Annotated in this window: 14 protein-coding genes and 4 other RNA genes; 2 read left to right on the top strand and 16 right to left on the bottom strand. The window is 66.0% G+C overall.

All coding sequences use genetic code 11. The annotated features are described in order from the left end of the window. The first annotated feature begins 389 nt into the window (after positions 1–389). Positions 390–1679, top strand: a complete 1290-nt coding sequence (locus ABQU90_RS12380; protein WP_323521119.1) for a DEAD/DEAH box helicase — start codon at positions 390–392, stop codon at positions 1677–1679. Between the two features lie 67 nt (positions 1680–1746). On the opposite strand, the gene ABQU90_RS12375 is transcribed toward ABQU90_RS12380, so the two are convergent. The 7 genes from ABQU90_RS12375 to ABQU90_RS12345 form a co-directional block, all read right to left on the bottom strand. Next, a non-coding RNA gene (locus tag ABQU90_RS12375) (sX9 sRNA) lies at positions 1747–1825 on the bottom strand. A gap of 272 nt (positions 1826–2097) precedes the next feature. Next, positions 2098–2430, bottom strand: coding sequence for a DUF6172 family protein (locus ABQU90_RS12370; RefSeq protein WP_323521118.1), 333 nt, complete (start codon positions 2428–2430; stop codon positions 2098–2100). A 342-nt stretch (positions 2431–2772) separates the two neighbouring features. Further along, positions 2773–2849: non-coding RNA, sX9 sRNA (locus ABQU90_RS12365), on the bottom strand. Positions 2850–2910: 61 nt separating this feature from the next. Then, on the bottom strand, positions 2911–3348 hold the full coding sequence (locus ABQU90_RS12360) for a VirK family protein (RefSeq protein WP_407078725.1): 438 nt from the start codon (positions 3346–3348) through the stop codon (positions 2911–2913). A gap of 223 nt (positions 3349–3571) precedes the next feature. Then, positions 3572–4003, bottom strand: coding sequence for a VirK family protein (locus ABQU90_RS12355; RefSeq protein ID WP_055853312.1), 432 nt, complete (start codon positions 4001–4003; stop codon positions 3572–3574). Between the two features lie 647 nt (positions 4004–4650). Next, positions 4651–6060: an FAD/NAD(P)-binding protein gene (locus tag ABQU90_RS12350; RefSeq protein ID WP_323521116.1), complete on the bottom strand. Its 1410-nt coding sequence runs from the start codon at positions 6058–6060 to the stop codon at positions 4651–4653. A gap of 497 nt (positions 6061–6557) precedes the next feature. Then, a non-coding RNA gene (locus ABQU90_RS12345) (sX9 sRNA) lies at positions 6558–6633 on the bottom strand. A gap of 242 nt (positions 6634–6875) precedes the next feature. Between ABQU90_RS12345 and ABQU90_RS12340 the strand changes: the two genes are divergently transcribed. After that, entirely contained in the window at positions 6876–7634 is a 759-nt protein-coding gene (locus ABQU90_RS12340) for an SDR family NAD(P)-dependent oxidoreductase (protein ID WP_323521115.1), read from the top strand. A 203-nt stretch (positions 7635–7837) separates the two neighbouring features. On the opposite strand, the gene ABQU90_RS12335 is transcribed toward ABQU90_RS12340, so the two are convergent. From ABQU90_RS12335 to glgA, 9 genes are all read right to left on the bottom strand, one after another. Beyond that, positions 7838–7914, bottom strand: a non-coding RNA gene (locus ABQU90_RS12335) — sX9 sRNA. A 61-nt stretch (positions 7915–7975) separates the two neighbouring features. Beyond that, positions 7976–8608: an NAD(P)H-binding protein gene (locus tag ABQU90_RS12330; protein ID WP_323521114.1), complete on the bottom strand. Its 633-nt coding sequence runs from the start codon at positions 8606–8608 to the stop codon at positions 7976–7978. 16 nt (positions 8609–8624) lie between these two features. Next, positions 8625–10787: a glycogen debranching protein GlgX gene (glgX, locus tag ABQU90_RS12325; protein ID WP_055853318.1), complete on the bottom strand. Its 2163-nt coding sequence runs from the start codon at positions 10785–10787 to the stop codon at positions 8625–8627. A gap of 113 nt (positions 10788–10900) precedes the next feature. Then, positions 10901–11086 (bottom strand): DUF2934 domain-containing protein, encoded by a 186-nt coding sequence (locus ABQU90_RS12320; protein WP_055853319.1) that lies wholly within the window; start codon positions 11084–11086, stop codon positions 10901–10903. 24 nt (positions 11087–11110) lie between these two features. Beyond that, entirely contained in the window at positions 11111–13714 is a 2604-nt protein-coding gene (gene treY / locus ABQU90_RS12315; protein WP_323521113.1) for a malto-oligosyltrehalose synthase, read from the bottom strand. Beyond that, positions 13711–15642 (bottom strand): 4-alpha-glucanotransferase, encoded by a 1932-nt coding sequence (locus ABQU90_RS12310; RefSeq protein ID WP_323521112.1) that lies wholly within the window; start codon positions 15640–15642, stop codon positions 13711–13713. Before ABQU90_RS12310 ends, treY begins: the two co-directional genes overlap by 4 nt. Further along, a complete protein-coding gene (gene treZ, locus ABQU90_RS12305; protein ID WP_323521111.1) occupies positions 15639–17396 on the bottom strand; it encodes a malto-oligosyltrehalose trehalohydrolase in 1758 nt (585 codons plus the stop codon). Before treZ ends, ABQU90_RS12310 begins: the two co-directional genes overlap by 4 nt. A gap of 2 nt (positions 17397–17398) precedes the next feature. Further along, positions 17399–19633: a 1,4-alpha-glucan branching enzyme gene (locus ABQU90_RS12300; protein WP_323521110.1), complete on the bottom strand. Its 2235-nt coding sequence runs from the start codon at positions 19631–19633 to the stop codon at positions 17399–17401. Beyond that, entirely contained in the window at positions 19630–21213 is a 1584-nt protein-coding gene (gene glgA / locus ABQU90_RS12295) for a glycogen synthase GlgA (RefSeq protein ID WP_115512780.1), read from the bottom strand. The genes ABQU90_RS12300 and glgA overlap by 4 nt, the downstream gene beginning before the upstream one ends. Positions 21214–21276: the final 63 nt, after the last annotated feature.

The raw sequence follows: 21276 nt of genomic DNA, 5'->3' as shown, positions 1-21276 counted from the left end.
GGTCCATCCACCGGCGGCGCTGCGCCTGCAACGCTGCCGGTGAAGCGAAAGCCGCAGTGGGCACGCAATGGCTGCACGGCACACAAAGCCGCTCGAGACGGGCGGCTTTTTTGTGGGTCTGCAGGTGGACTGACGCCATCATGTTGGGGCGATGTCCGCATCAATGTGACGAGGGCCTACGGCGTTGCAGTGAAGCTGCATGGCACGCGTTTGTTTTGTGCACAGCGCTTCCGAGAGCGCTGCGTGCAGCGTCTTCGCGTAACACGGGTTGGTTCGCGGATCGGCCGCGACGCCGATCGCGCGCCCAATCCAATGCTCAGCCCGCAGTGCGCACGCGCCATCGCCATCGCCATCGCCATCGCCATCGCCAATCCTGGATAATCGGCGGCATGTCATTTGCCCATCTCTCGCTGTCGCCGCAGCTGCAGCCGTTCTTCGACACCGCGCTGAGCAAGGCCGGTCATCGCACGCCCACACCGATCCAGCAGCAGGCGATCCCGCCGATGCTGGCCGGGCGCGACCTGATTGCGATGGCGCAGACCGGCTCGGGCAAGACGCTGGCCTACGCATTGCCGCTGCTGCAGCAGCGCTGCCTGGCCCCGGACACCGCACCGCGCGTGCTCGGTGCGCTGGTATTGGTGCCCACGCGCGAACTCGCCGCACAGGTGGACGACACGCTACGTCAGCTGGCCGCGCATCTGCCGCGCCGCTTGAAGACGGTGGTCGCCACCGGCGGCAGTTCGATTAACCCGCAGTTGTTGGCGCTGCGCGGCGGTGCCGACATCGTGGTGGCCACGCCCGGCCGGTTGCTGGATCTGGTCGATCACAACGCACTGCACCTGGGCGAGGTAGCCACGCTGGTGCTGGACGAGGCCGACCGCCTGCTGGAGCTGGGCTTCGGCGCCGAGCTCGATCGCATCCTGGCGTCGCTGCCGGCGCAACGGCAGAGCGTGCTGTTTTCTGCCACCTACCCGCCGGCCATCGCCGCGCTGGCCAAACGCAGGCTGCGCGACCCGCTGCGCATCACCATCGACGCCACGCCCGAGCAGGCCCCGGCGATCGAACAGCGCGCCATCGCGGTGGATGCCGGCCAACGCACGCAACTGCTGCGGCATCTGCTGACCGAGCACGGCTGGTCGCATGTGCTGGTGTTCGTGGCCAGCCGCCACACCGCCGACAAGGTCGCCGAAAAACTCACCAAGACCGGTATCAACGCCCAGCCGCTGCATGGCGAATTGAGTCAGGGCCGCCGCGGGCGCACCTTGCACGCATTCAAACAGCACGAGGTACAGGTGCTGGTGGCCACCGATCTGGCCGGGCGCGGCATCGATATCGACGCCTTGCCGGCAGTGGTCAACTACGACTTGCCCCGCTCCACCATCGACTACACCCACCGCATCGGCCGCACCGCGCGCGCCGGCGCCAGCGGGCTGGCGATCAGCTTCATCACTGCCGACAACGCGCAGCAATGGCGCCTGATCGAAAAACGTCAGGGCCTGCGCGTACCGACCAGCGTGATCGAAGGCTTCGAGCCGACCCCCGCCGAGGCCGCCGCACAAAACACGCCAGCCGCAGACGCGCGCGCAGCGGACGATAACGGCGGCATCAAAGGCAAACGGCCGAGCAAGAAAGACAAACTCCGCGCCGTGGCACAGGCGCAGCTCGGCAAGCCGGGCTGAGAGCGGCCGACACGCCGCAGCGAGCAGTTGTCACCTGATGTGCATAGCCACTCGAATGGCTAAGAGTGGCTAACAAAACGTAGCGAGCAGTCGTCAGCTGGGTCTGGACGGCGCGCTCAGGACCTTAGTGTACGCGTCCGATTCCTAACACCGGCCGCGCCCGCCTGGCGGTTGCACAGCTGTTTTGTTAGCCGCTCTTAGCGCGAGCGGCAGATGCCGCTACTTATCACCAGCAGGCCAGGCAATTGTCCATCAGCCACCTGAAAGCGCTCGCTGGAGCACTACAACCTTCGTGTGAGCCGTGCCACTGGCATCCGCAAGACGGTACGCGAAATGCATTCGATCCGGCGCCGGTCACAGCGCGACAGAGATTGGTCGTCCCGCAGCGGTGCGCCGCCACGGGAGGAGAGCGAGGAGCTCAGTCCTGCTCGAAATCCAGCTCGCTACCGGCCAGCGCATCGCCATCGGCACGCGGAACACGCTTGGCGGGCTTGCGCAGGATTTCCACAAAGAACTGGTCGCCGCCTTCGCCGGTCAGCGCATTGATCGCGCGGATCAACTCGGCCGGCGGCAGCGGCGCGGCGCTGGCCTCGTCCACCCCGAAGCGCATGTCGAAGTCCCAGTAGTCCGCGCCTTCGGGCAGGTCCTTGCGGCGCTCGCGGCGGATGTACTTGCGGATATCGTTCTTGCTGGCTTCCAGCAGACGGTCGCGGTTCTTGCCTTCGAGGTTGAGCTGGTAGGTCTTGCGCATGGGGACATCGTTCCGGAACTGGCCGCCTATTGTGAGGCCATGCGGGCGTTGTGGGTGAATCGGCGGCGTCCAGGTCTGCCGCGCAACCAATCCATGCTGCGCCCACCTCGACCAATCCTGACCGCTCATCGTCGTGGGACCTCATGCGGCATGGATGTCGCGTCACCGCCTCCATGGAAGGACTCACGGCATGTCCCGCGGCATTGGCCGGCCACGGGCGCTGCGGCCGAGCCGCAGTTCAACCCCTCTGCAATGACGCATCCAACGTTTTCAACCCTCGCCAGGGCAGCCTATCTCTCACCGTATCGAAGTGGTTGAAGAAACTTCGCGACCAATCAGGGTCACCAACAAAACGTAGCGAACAGTCGTCAGCTGGATGTGGATGGCGCGCTCAGAACTGGGGTGCACGGGTCGTCCATGCCGCATCGAGCACCGGCCGCGCCCGCCTGGCGGTGAGCACAGTCGGTTTGTGAGCTGCTCTTAATCGGCGTGGAAACGGATGCCCTGGTCGAGCGTGCACTGATACGCCAACAGTGGGCCGCGCTGCTGCAGGCTCGGCAAATCGTACATATACGTGGTCAGCCGCACGCGATTGTCCGGGCTCACCTGGTAGCGCTGAAACTGCTGAAACGGCCGGCCATCGCTGCTGGCGGCAATGAACTGCGTATCGGAAAACGACAGCGTTCCATCGTCGGTCAGACGGTAGGCACCGAGACGCACCCCGCCGCGGCTGCGGCTGGCCGCAGTGCCCGCCTCCGGCGTACAGCGCGACAGGTCGACCGACACTGCAACGTCATGGCCGGACTCCAGCGTGGCGATCAGATTGGCTGACGAGGTGATGCTCTGCTTGGCGAATGCCGGTGGGATCGTCGCAGACATAGCGGCAACGGCAACAATTGCAAGACGACCCGTCGACATGATGGCTCTCCTTGCGAAGCGCACAGGCGTGCAATCGTCGACGTATGCGCGCGGGATGATGGGTTGACGATGTGTTCAACGCATGCGCTGCAAACCCCGCACGGCTGGCACAAGTGTGTTGCAGAGGTGTAGCTGCATGACGCTGGCGCTGTACTGGCCCAAGCTGGCCAGGCGACACATCGCACGCGTCATGCAGCTGCGCAATCGTTTTTGTCAGTGGCTCTCAATCGGCGTGGAAGCGGATGCCCTGATTGATCGTGCACAGATACGCCAGCATCGGCCCGCGCTGTTGCAGCGCCGGTAGGTCGTACATGTAGGTGGTGAAGCGCACACTGCCATCCGGACGTAGCTGATAGCGCATGAACTGCTGGATCGGCTTGCCATCGTTGGCCACGGTGAAATGCGAACCCGAAAACGCTGCGGTGCCATCTTCGGTGATGCGGTAGGCATCGATATGGCGGCCACCGCGGGTGCGACTGACCGGGGTGCCCTCTTCGGGGGTGCAACGACTGAGATCGCTGGACAGACTGACGTCGTAACCGGCATCCAGCGCAGCGATGACATCGGCACGCGTATTGAGCGTTTCGCTGGCGACGGCGGGTAGCGCGGACGCACACAGCACAGCGGCGAGAGCAATGGGAGCAAGACGGGGCATGGCGAACTCCAGGCAGACAAGGGAATGCAGCGCCCTGGGCTATAACGAGCCCAGGGTGCACAACATGACCCACTCCTGTCCGCGGGAGCATCCTGCGCTACGCATCGCGCTGCATGTTTGCGCTGTTTGGCGCAGCACGTGCGCATGTGCACAGTTTTGAGAGATGCCTGCACGCGCAGAGATTGGTTGAAACGCATCGGTAGAACCGCGATAGAACGAGCGTCACATCACGATCCAATAGCGCAGCGGCGCGCGCCACGCAACAACTCACGCACTCCGCAAACACCAGATTCTCGCAGTTCCAACGAAGCAAGCCTGAGATCAAGACAGAGTCCATTTCTTGCCGCGAGAGGGATTGGGGTGAGGGTACGAAGCAAAGCGACGCCTCCACTCAAACCGAACGCTGCAGGCACACTCTCTCCGCACACCACCTCGATCCCGAGAAAAACACATCAAGCGCCTAAGCAACCTCTGAATAACTCATGGCCCAGCGAGAGAGAGTTGCAATCTAGCCTAATCACGACAATCGCCGGCGCTTAAAATCAAACACATGCGCGTGATTTAGTCTGTCCAAGGCATCGATCGGAAACCTATGAAAGAGTTGTTCAGAGCTTCCCGAATGCAAACAGCCCATCACATATCCCCATCTACAAACGCGCATTGACCTCGCGCGACACCGGCTCACGCTCCGGCTGTAACGCCGGCGTCGCGCCCAGCAGCAAGCGCTCTGCCAACGCACGTGTTGCCACGCGCAGTTCCGGCACTGCGGTGATTTCCCAGTACCGGCCGCGTAGCAGCGGCCCCACGCAATACAGCCCCTGCACGATCTGTCCGGCGCCGTCGCGCACGCGCAGTTGCGCATCGGTGTCCACACCCAAGCCCAGTGGATCGGCGCGCAACAGGCCGGCTTCGCGCATGCCAGCAATCAGTGGGTCGCTGGTGCGGTCGATATCGGTATCCAGGCCAGTAGCGCGGATCACCGCATCGAAGCGATGCGTCTGCGCATCGGCGGCGGCACGCGGACGGATCACCGCTTCCACGCCATCGGGCACCCAACGCGCACGCAGCAGCCGCGCTGCGACGATCTGCAACCGGCCGGACGCCTGCAACTGCTGCAAGTGCTCTGCCGCACCCGGCGCGACGCGATGCCGCGCCACTTCCCAATAGGGGCGCAGATGGCGCAGGAAACGCGCACGCTGCGCCAGCGTGAGCCGCTGCCACAGCGGCTGCAGATGCGGGCGCAATGCGTCCACCACACGACGCCAATCGTCCACCACCGCGCTGAGCTGACGTACGCCGCGCAGCAGGCCGCGCAGATCGGCATCCTTGAGCGCACGTTGCAGATGCGGCGGCAGGTCCAGCGGCGCACCGGGCTGACGCAGATGCGCCTGCGGGGCCAATCCGCGCCGCGAGATCGCCAGCATGCGGCCGCGGTGTCCGCGCGCGTGCAGGGTCAACGCCACATCCACCATGGTCAGCCCGGTGCCCACGATCAGTACGTCATCGTCGGGTGCAAGCCGCGACAATGCATCGCCCTGCCACGGCCAGCCGATGTAGCGCGCATGCACGCTCAACCGCGGGCCAATGCCGGCCAGCGCCTGCGGCTGCAGCGCACCGACCGCCAGCACCACACGGTCGCTATGGAAGGCATCGCCGTTGGCAAGAAACACGCGGAAACCGCTACGCGCGCGCTCCACCGCCACCGCTTCCTGCGACAGCCGCATCACCGATGCCTGCGCACCGCTCACCGCCGCATCCAGCTCGCTGCGCAAGTAATCGCCGTAAGCCAACCGCGGCAGGAACTCCAGCCGCCCGCTCTCGCCCAGATGCAAGGTATCGGCGAAGGCGCCGGGCGCCTGCGCATCGATGCCCAGATCCTTGGCACGCACGTTGAGCAGATGCTCCGGTCGCGCCGCGCCATACGCGATGCCGCTACCGAACGTCTCGGCCACGCCGACCAGGGTGATACGCACCTGCGCATCGGCCGTCTGCGCCAGCGCACGGACCAGCGCGGTGCCGCAAAAGCCGGCACCGATGACGGTGATATGGGTTTCCATGTGCAACTCCCACTGAATGACTCGCACGTTGTGCCCGCAGCGCCGCGTGGTTGTGTAAACAAATGGTTAGCGGCGAGCAACCTGAAAGGCATGAGCTGATCGCCAGCCGTGATGAGGCTTATGGTGCAGGCTGCGCGTGTTGCAGATGGCAGTAAGATGACAGCGGCCGCCACTGCAATTGTTGCTGCCGATGGGGATGCGTGTGGTGGGTTTGGCTTGCGCTGCGCAATGCACGCCGGGTCGTCTCCGGGGCTGACGAAGTGCCTTGTCGAGTTGCAGCTGCGTCGAGCTTCGAGATTTGGTGTTGGTGTTGGTGTTGGTGTTGGTGCTGGTGCTGGTGTTGGTGCTGGGTGTTGGTAGTTGGTAGCTGGGAGCTTGGTGTTGGTGTTGGTGTTGGTGTTGGTGTGATTTTGGAGATGGTGGCGACTCTGTGCCGGCGCTGATGTCGCGCCGGCAACCGTGTTTTATGTCAGGGCGCCTGTATCCGAACCAAGAGCGGCTGACAAAACGTAGCGAGCAGTCGTCAGGTGAGTGCGGATGGCGCACAAGAACCGGAGTGGACGAGTGGCCCATGCAGCACCGGGCACAGGCCGCGCCAGCCTGGCGGGCATCCAATCCTTCTGTTAACTGCTCTAAGCGCAGCATCAGGTGTTGCCCCACGACTCTCCAATCGACGTGGGCAGCGCCGTGCAGACTTGTTGCAGCGCTTTATGCGATGACGCCTTACGCCTGGACAGCACAACGGCCAGCGCACGCAGCGGCCACGTCGGTACCAAGCTGTTCGATAATGCGGGTTTTCCGCAGTGAGTAACGCCATGCCTCTTTCTGCACACCGTACACAACGCGTGCTGATCGCCGGGGGTAGCCGCGGCATCGGCCTGGCGATCGCAGAGGCGTTTGTGCGCAGCGGCGCTCACGTATCAATCTGCGCGCGCAGTGCAGACGGCCTGACCCAGGCGGCACAGACACTGGCAGCCTACGGCACGCTGGTACATACCCTGCCCTGCGATCTTGCCGATGCAGCGCAGATCGAAGCGTATGTGCAGGCCGCAGCGCAGGCGCTGGGCGGCCTGGACGTGGTGATCAACAATGCCTCCGGCTACGGTCATGGCAACGACGACACCAGTTGGCAGGCGGGACTGGACGTCGACCTGATGGCGGCAGTGCGCTGCAACCGCGCCGCGCTGCCGCATCTACGCACCAGCGATGCAGCGGTGATCCTCAACATCAGCTCGATCAACGCCCAGCGCCCCACACCGCGTGCGATCGCCTATTCCACCGCCAAGGCCGCGCTCAATTACTACACCACCACACTGGCAGCCGAACTTGCGCGCGACCGCATCCGCGTCAATGCGATCGCACCGGGCTCCATCGAGTTCCCGGATGGACTCTGGGACAAGCGCAGTCGCGACGAACCGGAACTCTACGCACGCATCCGCGACAGCATCCCATTCGGCGGCTTCGGGCAGGTGCAGCACATCGCCGATGCTGCGCTGTTTCTCGCATCACCGCAGGCGCGCTGGATCACCGGGCAGGTGCTGGCGGTGGATGGCGGGCAGTCGTTGGGGGTGTGATCAGCGAGTGCGTTGATGGAAGACTGCCAGTACGCAACGCTTGGTAGGAACGTGTTGTTGCGGGATGAGGCCATCTTGTTACACGACGTCGCGCGCAGGCACGCTCCTACGCAGGCAGCTGTTGCGCTCTGCGTTCTCATGAAGCTGTCTCCATGCAGCAGTGCGTGCATGCACCACTGCATGGTGGTGGCAGTATTTAGAGTGGCTAACACAACATAGCGAGCAGTCGTCAGGTGGGTGTGGACGGCGCGCTCAGAACCGGAGTGTACGAGTGGTCCATGCCGTACCGAGCACCGTCCGCGCCCGCCTGGCAGTGAGCACAGTGGTTTTGTTAGCTGCTCTCAGCCAGCCAGTTCCGCCGCCTCGACACTATGCTCGCCACGCGCCGGCGATAGCGCGGCGGCGACCATCGCGGCGGCAATGCGCTCGGCTGGATTGATGCGGAAGCGCCGTGGCAGGATCGGGCCGAGTGCACCAAGCACCAGGCTGCCGAGGTGTTCGCCGGTGCGGCGTTCTTCGCGTTCGCCGCCGATCAGCCCAGGGCGTACGAAGGTCAGCGAGGGGAAGCCGATCGTGCGCAGATCGCGTTCCAGTTCGCCCTTGACGCGGTTGTAAAAGATGCGCGATTGCGCATCTGCGCCGGCCGCCGAGTTCAGCACGAACACCGACGTACCCTGCGCGCAGGCCGCGCGCGCCAGGGCCAGCGGGTAATCGTGGTCGATGCGATAGAAGGCCTCGCGCGAACCGGCCTGTTTCATGGTGCTGCCCAACGCGCAGATGGCCGCTTCCATGCGCGGTGCGGTCCAGTGGTCCAGGCGCTCAAAATCGATCACCTGGTTGCGCAGTTTGGGATGGATCTGCGTCAGCGGGCGACGCGTCAGCGCCACCACGCCCGTGCAGCGCGCATCGGCGAGCAGCTGCCGCAACACCTGTTTCCCGACCAGCCCGGTCGCCCCTGCCAACAACACATCCATCAGGCCACTCCGCTCATCAACGCCCACCTTCGGAGACGATGCGCGCACTGCTGATCACGCGGTCGCGCTCCACTGCCAGCAAGGTGAGCGAATGCGCGGGCGCCTTCCACTCGCTGCCGCCGGCCACCACGCGTCCGCCGTGCCGTGCGGTGTCGACCAGTACGCGCCAGTGTTCGTCGTGCATGGCCGGCAGCGTGAACGACACAGTGGTGGAAGCGGCGTTGATCAGCATCAGCAAGGTGACGTTGGCGGCAATCTCGCGCAGGCCGGTGGTCGGCGAGCGGCCGTCCAGGCGCAGCATCAGCGCGCGCGCTTCCGGGTCGTGCCAACCGGCTTCGTCCATCTCGGTGCCGTTGGGCGCCAGCCAGGTGAGATCCCGCAAGCCCAGCGCTTCGTCGAACTTGCCGTCGAAGAAGCGTGCGCGATGCAGCAACGGGTAACGCTGACGGATGCGGATCAAGCGGCGCACGAACGCGGCCTGATCGGCAGCGGCAGCCTTGGTGGCGGCCGTCCAGTCGATCCAGCTCAGCTCGTTGTCCTGGCAATACGCGTTGTTGTTGCCGTTCTGGCTATGGCCAAATTCATCGCCGGCCAACAGCATCGGCGTGCCTTGCGACAGCAGCAAGGTGGCGAGCAGATTGCGCATCTGTTGACGGCGCAGCTGCTTGATCGCCGCGTCGTTGGTCTCGCCTTCGACGCCGTAATTGGCGGAGATATTGTGGTCGCTGCCGTCCCTGCCGTCTTCGCCGTTGGCGAGGTTGTGCTTGCCCTCGTAACTGACCAGATCGCGCAGGGTGAACCCGTCGTGCGCGGTGACGAAATTGACCGACGCGGTCGGCCGGCGGCCGCTGTGATCGAACAGATCGGCAGAGCCGGTCAGACGCGTGGCCAACTCGGCCAGTTGCCCGCCATCGCCGCGCCAGAACGCGCGCACGTTGTCGCGGAACTTGTCGTTCCACTCCACCCAACCCGGCGGGAAATTACCCACCTGGTAGCCGCCGGGGCCGATATCCCACGGCTCGGCGATCAACTTGGTCTGGCTCAGCACCGGGTCCTGCCGCACCGCATCCAGAAAGCTGCCCGACGGATCGAAACCATAGCGCTCGCGGCCAAGGATGCTGGCCAGATCGAAGCGGAAGCCGTCCACGTGCATTTCCTGCACCCAGTAGCGCAGCGAATCCATCACCATGCGCAGCGCGCCGACGTTGGTCAGGTCGAAGGTGTTGCCGGTGCCGGTGTCGTTGATATAGAACCGGCGATCGTCGGCCAGACGGTAGTAACTGGCGTTGTCGATGCCCTTGAACGACAGCGTCGGCCCCAGCTCGTTGCCTTCGGCGGTGTGGTTGTAGACCACGTCTAGCAGCACTTCCAGGCCGGCGTGGTGCAGCCGCGCCACCATCTGCTTGAACTCGGCCACGGTGCGCGTGGACATGTAGCGGCCCTGCGGCGCAAAGAACCCGAGCGTGTTGTAGCCCCAGTAATTGCGCAGGCCTTTTTCCAGCAGGTATTGGTCGTCGACGAACGCGTGCACGGGCAGCAGTTCCACCGCAGTGACGCCGAGTGAGCTGATGTGGTCGATCAGCTCGTCGGTCTTCAGCGCCGAGAACGTGCCGCGTTCTTCCGGCGGCACCGCCGGGTGCAGCATGCTCAACCCGCGCACGTGCGCTTCGTAGATCACCGTGCGGTTCCAGGGCGTTTGCGGCGGGCGGTCCTGGCCCCAGGTAAAGGCCGGGTCGATCACCGCGGATTTAGGCATGAATGCCGCACTGTCGCGGCGATCGAAACTCAGGTCCTTGTCGCGGTGACCAATGGTGTAACCGAACAGATGCGGCGCCCATTTGAGTTCGCCGACAATCTGCTTGGCATACGGGTCCAGCAGCAATTTGTTGTGGTTGAAGCGATGCCCGGCCTCGGGGGCGTAGGGCCCATGCACGCGGTAGCCGTACAGCTGACCGGGGCGGGCGTCGGGCAAATAGCCGTGCCAGACCTCATCGGTGTATTCGGGCAGCGCGATGCGCTCCTGCTCGCGGCCACGCTCGTCGAACAGGCACAACTCCACGCGCGTGGCATTGCGCGAATACAGCGCAAAATTGACGCCCAAACCGTCCCAGGTGGCGCCGAGGGGGTTGGGACGGCCTTCGCGGATGCGCGAGCGCTGAGTGAACTTGCGAGTGGCCATCGGTAACTCCTTAAAACGGTGAACTCAAGACAATGCGCGGTGTGCGGCTGCGGCGGGCTGTGCACGCTTGCAGGGGCGCGCGGCACAACCCACGCAAGGTGGCAGACACCGCGTTACTGGCGCGCAGTGATCGGCGTGGCCGCGTGCTCGGCGGACTGCTCGGCCGCGCGTTCTTCGGCATCCACCAGCCGCTCGGCCATGGCCCAGTGGCGGTGCGCATGCCCGTCCGGGCGGCCTTCGGCCTCCCAGATCTCCTGTGCCAACTGGCGAAGCCGCGCTTGCCGTTCCGTGTCATTCATTGCGTACATTTCCCTCAAGGTCGATTACGGGGTCAACAACACTGCCACCGGCGCACGTGCAAACACCGTGGATAGCGCCACGCGGCCGCGCTGCGGCTGCAGTGTGCTGCCGTCGAGCACATTACGGTATGTGGCTTCCGGCAATGCCAACGACGCCTGACCCCAATTGGCCGGCGGCACCAGCAACGGCAGATCGCCTTCGCTGTGCGCACCGGCACCCAGCCGAGTGACCGCAACCACCAACGACTGGCCCCGGTACTGACGACGGAACGCGAGCACCTGCGCAGCGCCGCTGGCCGCGACGTTCAATGGCTGGTAGTCGCCCTTCGCAAACAGCGCCGGATGTTCGCTGCGCAGCTGCAGCAGCACAGCGGTGAGACGCGCCTTGACTGCGCCATCGCGCCAGCCGCGCAGCAGGTTGTTGAAATCGCGCGCCTGCTGCAGCCACTGCTGCCGCTGCGTGTAATCCACCGGGCGGCGGTTGTCCGGGTCCACCAGCGACAGATCCCAGCCTTCGGTGCCCTGATACAGGTCGGGCACACCTGGCACGGTCAGGCGCAAGGTGGTTTGCACCAGCGAATTACGCGCACCGGCCGCGGCGATGTGGTTACTGGCACGTAGCAGCGCGCGGCGTAGCGGCAACCCGGCACGGCTGGTCAGCACCTGCTCCACGGTGGCCTGCACGGCCTGTTCGTACTCGGCAGAGCCATCGGTCCAGCTGGTATGCAGCTTGGCTTCGCGGACCGCCTTGAGCAGCCACTGCGCCACGCGCTCGGCATAGGCGGCGAGCGGCTCGGCCTGATCGGCGCCCAGCCCGATGGGCCAGGCCGCCACCAGCGTCTGCCACAGCATTTGTTGGTCGCCACCGGCCAGCGCCGGCGATTCCAGCGTCTGGGCCAGGGCATCGAATTGGGCGCTCTGCTCGACCCACCACTTCGGCTGCTCGGATAGCACCGCCAGCCGCATGCGCAGGTCTTCGCCGCGCTTGTGATCGTGCGTGGCAGTGGCCAGCAGCGCGCGCGGATAGTGCTTGGCGCGCTGCTGATTCTGCGCGTGGAACTCGGCGGCCTCGTTGGCGAAGTGGGTCGGATGGCTGCCGACCTCGTTGCGCGACAACAGCACGCCGTGCCGGTAGAACGCGGTGTCTTCCACCGACTTGGCGTTGAGCGGTGCGGACAGCTGCTCCACGCGGCGGCGCAGGATGCGCCGCAACGCGATCTGCGCGCGGTCGGCACCGGCATCGTCCAGCAACCAACGCTCGATGGCGTCGACCGCTGCAACGATCGACTCGGGCATGCCGTCGCGGGCACGCGCAGCGGTGCTGCGCAGCCGCTCTGCCTCGCTGCCGGTAACGCCCTTGGCACCGGCATAGGTGCGATACACCGGGAACCAGCGCAGCAGCACGCACAGACCGCGTGCCAGCATCTGCGGGCTGAACTCGCGTGTTGGCGGGTCCAGGCGTGCCAGCGCCGACAACGCACCCACGGCGCGATTGAATTCGGTCTGCAGCGGGCCGCGCAGGATTTCATCGCGGGCCGCGCGTTCTTCCTGCGCGAAGTCGCCACTGCGTCCGCTCACGCGTTGCCAGGCACGCGCCAACGGCTTGAAGCCGGCCGCGTCGTGCAACACGCCGCCGACCTGGTCCATGAAGTCGTAACCGGTGGTGCCATCGCAGGGCCAGTCGGCCGGCAGATGCTCGCCGGGGGCGAGGATCTTTTCCAGATACAGGCCCAGCGTGCCGGGCTTTAGCCCGCGCGTGCGCCCGGCCGCATCCAGCCGGCTGCGCAGCTTGCGCACGTAACCGGTGGGGTCGGTGAGCCCGTCCACATGGTCGATGCGCAGGCCGTCCAGGTGTCCTTCGGCCACAAGCCGCAGCGGCAGCGCGTGCACCGCATCGAACACCGCCGGCAGCTCGACCCGCAACGCCACCAGCGAGGTGATGTCGAAGAACCGGCGGTAGTTGAGCATGTCGTTGCCCACCCGCCACCAGTTCAATCGATACGGCTGGCGTTCGATCACCTTGTGCAGGCGGCCATCGCCACGCTTGGCACCGTCGTTGTAGCCGCGCAGCCACTGCGCTCGTGCGGATGGTTCCGGGATCTCCAGCGTCTGCGGACGAATTGGATAACGCTGGTCGTAATGCGCCAGTGCGGCACTGCCGTCGTCCTGGATCACCAGCGTGATCAAGCCGTCGGCCAGCGCGGTGGCGTACGGGCGGTCCAGCACTGCCAGCCACACCTTTCCATCGCGACCCGGCGCACGCCAATCGATATCGAACCAGTCGGCATGCTTGGCGCTGCGGCCATTGCGCAACACATCCCACCACCAGGCGTTCTGCGCGTGGGTGGCCATGTGGTTGGGCACGATGTCGGCGATCAGACCCATGCCGTGTTCGCGCGCGGCCTGCGACAAGGCGATGAGCGCGTCTTCGCCGCCGAGTTCGGGATTGACCACGGTCGGGTCGATATTGTCGTAGCCGTGCGTCGAGCCCGGCACCGCAGTACCGATCGGCGACAGATACAGATGGCTGACGCCAAGGCCGGCGTAGTACGGCACCTGCGCAAGCGCATCGTGCAAGGTGAAGCCGGCATGCAGCTGCAGGCGGGCGGTGGCGCGAAGATCGATCATGACTGTGGTTCCGAAACGGCCGCGACGCGACGCGCCTCGGCAAAGCCCTGCAGCGCCGTGGTCAGGCGCGCATGCGGCAAGGGATCGGGCAGGCGTCGACGCCAGTTGGGATGGACTTCGACGGTGCCCGGCAGATTGGGTTGTTCGTCCAGCGCCAGTGCGTCTTCGGCCGGCAGCAAGGCCAGCGGCGACACGCTGCTGGCGGTAAACCGCAGCGCACCCAGCAGCGCATCGTCGCTGGACAGGCCGACGTGCTCCACCGCTGCATCCAGCCGCGCGACATCCTTGGTGCGGTGGTTTGCGTCGTCGCTGGCTTGCTCAGGCTTGATCAGCGCGAGCTTGCGACGCCAGTCGATATCGCGGCCAGCGCGCCAGCCGGTAAGCGTGGGCAGATCATGGGTGGTGGTGGTGGCCACCGCATCCGGGCGCCACAAGCCGGGCGCAATGAATGCACCATCTTCGTCGCGGGTGAACATCAGCACATCAATGCCCATCACGCCGCGGCGCGAGAGTTCTTCGCGGATGCCCGGCGGCACCACGCCCAGATCTTCGCCGATCACAATGGCGCGGTGACGCCACGATTCCAGCGCCAGCAGATTGAGCAGATCGTGCAGCGGGTATGCCAGATAGGCGCCTTCGTTGGAGCCGGCACCCTCGGGCACCACCCACAACCGCAACAGGCCAAGAATGTGATCGATGCGGATCCCGCCGCGATCGCGCAGCACCGCGCGTAGCAGCGCGATGTACGGCGCAAACCCGCTGCGTCGCAAGGCGGTGGGCGAATACGCACCGATGCCCCAATGCTGACCATCGGCATTGAAGGCATCCGGCGGCGCACCCAGCACCAGGCCACGCAACACCGTGTCGGCGGCGGCAGCGGCTTCGGCACCGTTGGGGTCGAAGCCCACCGCCAGATCGGCGATCAGGCCGATCTTCATGCCGCGCTCGTGCGCTTCGCGCTGCGCATCGGACCAACTGCGCGCCGCCAGCCATTGGGTGAACACATGCAGCTGCGGATCGTTGTCGCCATAATCCTGCGCGGCGAAGCGTGCGAATCCGTCCAGCGCTGCGCCGCCCGCAGTGCGGAAGGCAAGCAGATCGGCATGATCCGGCGCCACGCGCGCATGCAGATGGCGCAACAGCTCCCACTTGGCCTGCGCCGAGGCAGGCCAGTCGATCAATGCATTGGTGTGCAGCTTGTCGAAGCGCTGGCGCAGGCCTGCGATCTCGTCGATCGCCTCCAGCGCCAGTTCGCCCAACACGCGGACCGGTGCGGCATGCAAGGGATCGAAAAAGCGTCGGTCACTCGGCGAATACGGGCTGTAACCACCGGTGATCGGGCGCGAGGCGTGCACCGGGCTCAGTGCCAGCGCATCGGCGCCAGCCAGCGCCGCGTGCCGCAGCCAATCGACAGCGCCGGCAGCATCGCCGATGCCACCATCATCGAGGCTGCAGGCCGAATACACCTGCAGCGCCATGCCCCAGGCACGCGGCGACGGCTGGCCGCAGGCATCGGCCACGCTGAAACAGCGTTGCGGCGCGACTGCCACTTGCTGGATCAGCGCACCGATCTGCAGCGTCCAATAACCAAAACGCTGCGGTGCAAGCAATTGCCCCTGCGCATCCGCACGCGCTTCTTCGCTGCTGCCGCTGTCATCGGTCCAGCGGCCACTCGCATTGGCGGCAACGCGCAACGGCAACGGCGCGCCCACCTGCACGGTGAGCAGCGCTGCCGGCTCATCTGCCTGCGCCTTGCAGCGTCGCAGGCTGTCTTCGCGTTGTGCGGCAGTGGCCGATGGCAATTCAAGAGCGGTCAATACTGCCTGCACCGACTGCTCAGACACCTGTCGCGGTTGGTCGCTGGCGTCCACCCACTCCACCATCACCCCGGCCGCGGCGGCCAGGGTGTGCAAGGTGTTCGTGCTCATGTACGGTCCTCATGCCAGGCAATGAAACTGTCGACCGGCAACTGCTGCGCGGAGATATCCACGTTTTCGGCAAACGCCACGCGCCCGCGCAGTGGTGGCAACGGCACGGCCGCGCTGCCGACGTTGAAGGCGATATGCCACAGCCCGCCCGGCAGCTCCCAGGTGGCGGTGAGCGCGCCATCGGCCAGCACGCTGGCACGCACCGCGCGCGCGTCGGCAAGACCGGGCACCAACCACTGCCGACGCACGGCGAGTAGCGCAGTGAACCACGCTGCCCACTGCGCGCCGTCGCCGTGCGCTGCATCGCCGATTGGCGAGCGCGAGGCGGCGAAGGTGGCATGGCTGTTGGGGTCGGGAATGGTGGCGCGCTGCGCCTCGTCAGCGAACGCGGCAAAGTGCGCAAACTCGCGACGCCGCCCTTCGCGCACCGCCTCATCCAGCGGCGGACCGAAGTCGGTGAAGAACAGGAACGGCTGCGTCGCACCCCAGGGCTCGCCCATGAAAAACAGCGGAATCATCGGCGTCAATGCGGTCAACGCCAGCGCTGCGCGCAGGCGCGGCTGCGCGACCAGCACGGTCAGCCGCTCGCCACGCGCACGGTTACCGATCTGGTCGTGATTCTGCGCAAACACCACAAACTTGTACGGCGGCAACGCACCACTGGGCTCGCCACGCACGTGGCCACGCGGGTCCGGCTCGCCCTGATAGGCAAAGCCTTCGCCGAGCACGCGCGCAAGATGCTCGGTGGGCTTGTCGGCGAAGGCGGCGTAATAGCCTTCGGCCTCTCCGGTCAGCAACACATGCAAGGCGTTGTGGAAATCGTCGTCCCACTGCGCGGTGTAGCCACGTTGCAGTTGCGAGGCCTGGTTGGCCTCGTTTTCCAGCACCAGATGCACGTGGCGGCCAGACGGCAGGCTGCTCTCCACGGTCTCGCGCAAGGTGTCCAGAAATGCATTGGGCGTGATCGCGTGCACCGCATCCAGGCGCAAGCCGTCGAAGCGGTATTCGTGCAACCACATCAATGCGTTATCGAGAAAATAGCGCTGCACCGGCGGCTTGTGGAAGTCGATCGCCGCGCCCCACGGGGTGGGCTTGTCTGCATTGAAGAACGGGCCGGCATAGCTGTGCAGGTAATTGCCGTCCGGGCCGAAGTGGTTGTAGACCACGTCCAGCAACACCATCAGGCCGTGGCCGTGCGCAGCATCGATCAACGCCTTGAGTGCGTCGGGCGTGCCATAGGCGTCGGCCGGCGCATACGGCAGCACGCCGTCGTAGCCCCAGTTGTGCGCACCGGGGAAGGCGCTCAACGGCATCAGCTCGATGGCGGTGATGCCCATCGCGGCCAGCTGCGGCAACTGCGCCTGCACGCCGGCATAGCCGCCGCAGGTGCCCACGTGCAGCTCATAGATCACCGCCTCGTCCCACGGACGGCCCTGCCACTGCGTGTTGCTCCAGCGGTAGCTATCGGTGGGCTGCACGGCGCTGGGGCCGTGCACGCCATCGGGCTGCCAGCGCGAGGCTGGATCCGGCACCGGCTCGCCGCCATCGACGCTGTAGCGATAGCGCGCAGTTGCCGCGCAGGCCAGGGTGGCGGTGAAGAATCCGTCCTGCCCGGCCTGCAGCGCGCTACGCGTGCCGTCGTCGAACACCACTTCCACGCGCGTTGCGTCCGGTGCCCAGAGCGCGAAGCGCACCTGTCCCTCACCCGCTGGCCATGCGCCCCAGGCCGGGATGATGTCGTTGCGCTGGTTCATTGTTATTTCTCCGCTTGCAGGTAGATCGTGGCCAGCGGCGGCAGAGTCAGGCGCAGACGTTGCGTATGCCCATGCATGCCCATCGGCTCGGTCGCAAGACGACCGCTGTTGCCGAGGTTGCTGCCGCCGTAACGGGCACTGTCGGTATTGAGGATTTCGCGCCAGATGCCGGCGCGCGGCACGCCCACGCGGTAGTCGTGCTGCGGTTGCGGGGTGAGGTTGCTCACTGCCAGCAACGGCGGCGCACCGCCTTCGGGATCGTGACGAATGAAGGCCAGTACGCTATTGCGTGCGTCGTCGGCCACGCTCCAGTCGAAGCCGTCGGCGCGATGCGTGCTGCGATACAGCGCCGGCACGCGGCGCAAGGTGGCATTGAGATCGCCCACCAGTTGCTGCACGCCGCGATGCGGCGCGCCGTCGAGCAGATGCCAGTCCAGCGACTGGTCGTGATTCCAATCGCTCCACTGGCCGAATTCGGCGCCCATGAACACCAGCTTGTCGCCCGGATGCGCCCACATCAGCGCCAGATACGCGCGCAGGTTGGCGAAGCGGCGCCAGTCGTCGCCCGGCATCTGCCCAAGCAGGCCGCCGGTGCGATGCACCACTTCGTCGTGCGACAGCGGCAACACGAAGCGTTCGGAGAACGCGTACACCAGGCCGAAGGTGAGCTGGCTGTGGTGTTGCGCGCGCTCGGCAGGATCGCGCTGCATGTAGCTCAGCGTGTCGTGCATCCAACCCATATTCCACTTGTGCGTAAAGCCCAGCCCGCCGTCGCTGATCGGCGCGGTCACGCCGGGCCAGGCGGTGGATTCTTCGGCGATGGTCAGCACGCCGGGATGGCGCGCGGCAATCTCGCGGTTGAGCTGGCGCAAGAACGCCACCGCCTCCAGATTCTCGCGGCCGCCATGCGCGTTGGGTACCCACTCGCCTTCTGCACGGCCGTAATCGCGGTACAGCATCGAGGCCACCGCATCCACGCGCAGGCCGTCGAGGTGGTAATGATCGATCCACTCCAGCGCGCTGCCCAACAGGTAGGCGGTCACTTCCGGGCGGCCGTAGTTGTAGATCAGCGTATTCCAGTCGCGATGCATGCCTTCACGCGGGTCGGCATGCTCGTACAGCGCGGCGCCATCGAACTGCGCCAGGCCGTGCGCATCATCGGGGAAGTGCGCGCTGACCCAATCCAGGATCACGCCGATGCCGGCACGGTGGCAGGCATCGACGAACTGCGCAAAGCCATCCGGGCTACCGTGACGGGCAGTCGGCGCATACAGGCCCAGCGGCTGGTAACCCCACGAGCCACCAAACGGGTGCTCGGTGATCGGCAGCAACTCGAGATGGGTGAAGCCCAGCTCCTGCACATACGGGATCAGTTGCTTGGCCAGACTGGGCCAGTCCAGCGGCTGGTTGTGGCCATCGCGGCGCCACGAAGCGGCATGCACCTCGTAGATGGACATCGGCGCCGGCAATGCCTGCACCGCACGCTTGTCCATCCACTCGGCATCGCTCCACGCAAACGCGGCGCCACCGGGCACGACCGAGGCGGTGGCCGGCGGCAGCTCGCTCTGGCGCGCGACCGGGTCGGCCTTGAGCAGCACACGGCCGTCCGCGGCGGTGATGGCGTATTTGTAGCGGGCGCCGGCTTCCACACGCGGCAGAAACAGCTCCCAGAAGCCGCCCAGACGCTGGCGCATGGGATGCCGCCGCGCCTCCCAGCCATTGAAGTCGCCCACCACCGCCACGCGCTGCGCGTGTGGCGCCCAGACCGCAAAGCGTACGCCCGGCACATCGTCGCAGCGCAGATGCTGTGCGCCCAGCGTGCTGCGCAACGCCTGCCCATCGCCGGCGGCGATCTGCAGCAGCAGCGACTCGTCCAGGGTGGGGGCAAACGCGTACGGGTCTTCGATCTCCTGCACTACGTCCGGCCAGACGATGCGCAGCCGATACGGGCCATCGATCGCCAGCTCGCCTTCGAACACGCCATCGACCGCGCCGGCCTGCATGCGCGCCAGCAACTTGCCGCGTGGATCGATCAGGCCCATCGCCTCGGCGCCGGGTGCCAGCACCCGAACGCGGCGGCGGCCATCGGCCTGCAGATGCGGGCCCAGCACCGCGAACGCGTCGGTCGGCGCTCCGTCGGCCAGCGCCTGCAAGGCAAGCGCGCTATCAGACACTCCTTCCGTGGTCACAGCCTCGCCTTCCGTTCCCTGCCCTTGCACGCCCAACCGTTCGCTCATGACACCGTCGCAAGCGCAGGTGCGGTTGCGGCGGTGCGTTCGTAAAGGGACAGATACTTCTTGCCGGCCACATCCCAGCCGCTGGGCCGCAGCATGGCCGCGCGGCGCATGGCCGACAGCAGGCTGGGCAGCCGGAAGGTGCGGAACGCGCGTTCCAGGCAGCGGCGCAAGGCCTCCACGCTGGCGTGCTGGAACAGGAAACCGGTGACGCCGTCGTCCACGGTATCGATCAGCCCGCCGGTAGCGTGTGCGATCGGCAGGCAGCCGAAGCGCTGCGCGTACATCTGGCTCAGGCCGCAAGGCTCGAAGCGCGACGGCATCAGCAGGAAGTCCGCACCGGCGAACATGCGCCGCGCCAGGCCTTCCTCGAAGCCGATGAAGGCGCCGACCTGGCCGGGATACCGGCGGGTCAACTCGGCCACCTGTTGTTCGATCTCCGGCTCGCCACCGCCGATCACGGCGATCTGGCCACCGGCCGCCACGATCTGCGGGGCAACCTCGCAGATCAGGTCCAGGCCCTTTTGATGCACCAACCGCGACACCACCGCGAACAACGGCCCGGTGCTGTCGCGCAGCCCGAAAGCCTTGCGCACCTGGGCGGCATTGGCCTGCCGGCCCTGCCACTGGTTCACGCTGAAGTGCGAATCCAGGTGGACGTCGGTGCGCGGGTCCCAGCTGGCGTCGATGCCGTTGACGATGCCGGTCAGCGCGCCCTTGGCAGCGCGGCCGGCCAGCAGCCGGTCCAGCCCACAGCCCTGCGCCGGGCCGGTGATCTGCTTGGCATAACTGATGCTGACGGTGTTGACGTGGTCTGCATTGACGATACCGCCACGCAGGAACGACATCTGCCCGTAGAACTCCAGCTCGGCCACCCGCTCGGCCGGGATGCCCAGTGCCGATGCCATCGAATACGGCACCAGGCCCTGATAGGCCAGGTTATGGATGGTCAACAGGCACGGGGTGGTGCCGCCGGACCAACGCACGTAGCCGGCCGCCAGCGCGCACGGCCAGTCGTTGAGATGCAGCAGGCGCGGCTTCCAGCCCAGGCCGGCATGACCGGCGGCAATCTGCGCGGCGGCATGCGACAAGGTGGCGAAGCGGATTGCGTTGTCTTCGAACTCCGAACCGCTGGTGCTCACATACGGCGAGCCATCGCGTTCGAACAGTTCCTTGGACAACAGGATGTAGATCGGCAGGCCATCGGATTGCACGATGCGACCGATGTCGCAGGCCGGCAGCGCGGCATGCGCCAACACGCGGCCCACGATCTCCACCTTGCCGGCGCGCTCGAGCACCGCGCGGTAGCCGGGGATCAACACACGCACGTCGTAGCGATGGCGCAGCGCGCGCGGCAGTGCTGCCGCGACATCGCCCAGACCGCCGGCCTTGATGAAGTCGGCCATCTCCGACACCACGAACAACGCACCGCGCGTATCGGCCAGCGACACCGGCAATCGCTCGTGATGGCGAATGAAACGCCCGCGTGCATCACGCGGCCGCCCGCTCTTCTTCAGCGTGGGGATCATCGTGCTGCGCTCTAAGCGTGCAGTGCTGGCGTGAAGCGGCATCGTGGCAACCATCTAAACGTCCGTCGTAAAGTGGGTGGAGACGGAAAACGGCGAAGCGAAAACCATCGTCTGCCG

This window comes from Xanthomonas sp. WHRI 10207 (assembly GCF_040202975.1).
GTDB lineage: Bacteria > Pseudomonadota > Gammaproteobacteria > Xanthomonadales > Xanthomonadaceae > Xanthomonas.
This window is presented reverse-complemented; position numbering and strand designations above follow the sequence as displayed.

Excerpts from the sequence above, each read along its gene's own strand:
- ABQU90_RS12380 (WP_323521119.1), top strand. The coding sequence starts at position 390 with ATGTCATTTGCCCATCTCTCGCTGTCGCCGCAGCTGCAGCCGTTCTTC.
- ABQU90_RS12370 (WP_323521118.1), bottom strand. The coding sequence starts at position 2,430 with ATGCGCAAGACCTACCAGCTCAACCTCGAAGGCAAGAACCGCGACCGT.
- ABQU90_RS12360 (WP_407078725.1), bottom strand. The coding sequence starts at position 3,348 with ATGTCGACGGGTCGTCTTGCAATTGTTGCCGTTGCCGCTATGTCTGCG.
- ABQU90_RS12355 (WP_055853312.1), bottom strand. The coding sequence starts at position 4,003 with ATGCCCCGTCTTGCTCCCATTGCTCTCGCCGCTGTGCTGTGTGCGTCC.
- ABQU90_RS12350 (WP_323521116.1), bottom strand. The coding sequence starts at position 6,060 with ATGGAAACCCATATCACCGTCATCGGTGCCGGCTTTTGCGGCACCGCG.
- ABQU90_RS12340 (WP_323521115.1), top strand. The coding sequence starts at position 6,876 with ATGCCTCTTTCTGCACACCGTACACAACGCGTGCTGATCGCCGGGGGT.
- ABQU90_RS12330 (WP_323521114.1), bottom strand. The coding sequence starts at position 8,608 with ATGGATGTGTTGTTGGCAGGGGCGACCGGGCTGGTCGGGAAACAGGTG.
- glgX (WP_055853318.1), bottom strand. The coding sequence starts at position 10,787 with ATGGCCACTCGCAAGTTCACTCAGCGCTCGCGCATCCGCGAAGGCCGT.
- ABQU90_RS12320 (WP_055853319.1), bottom strand. The coding sequence starts at position 11,086 with ATGAATGACACGGAACGGCAAGCGCGGCTTCGCCAGTTGGCACAGGAG.
- treY (WP_323521113.1), bottom strand. The coding sequence starts at position 13,714 with ATGATCGATCTTCGCGCCACCGCCCGCCTGCAGCTGCATGCCGGCTTC.
- ABQU90_RS12310 (WP_323521112.1), bottom strand. The coding sequence starts at position 15,642 with ATGAGCACGAACACCTTGCACACCCTGGCCGCCGCGGCCGGGGTGATG.
- treZ (WP_323521111.1), bottom strand. The coding sequence starts at position 17,396 with ATGAACCAGCGCAACGACATCATCCCGGCCTGGGGCGCATGGCCAGCG.
- ABQU90_RS12300 (WP_323521110.1), bottom strand. The coding sequence starts at position 19,633 with ATGAGCGAACGGTTGGGCGTGCAAGGGCAGGGAACGGAAGGCGAGGCT.
- glgA (WP_115512780.1), bottom strand. The coding sequence starts at position 21,213 with ATGGTTGCCACGATGCCGCTTCACGCCAGCACTGCACGCTTAGAGCGC.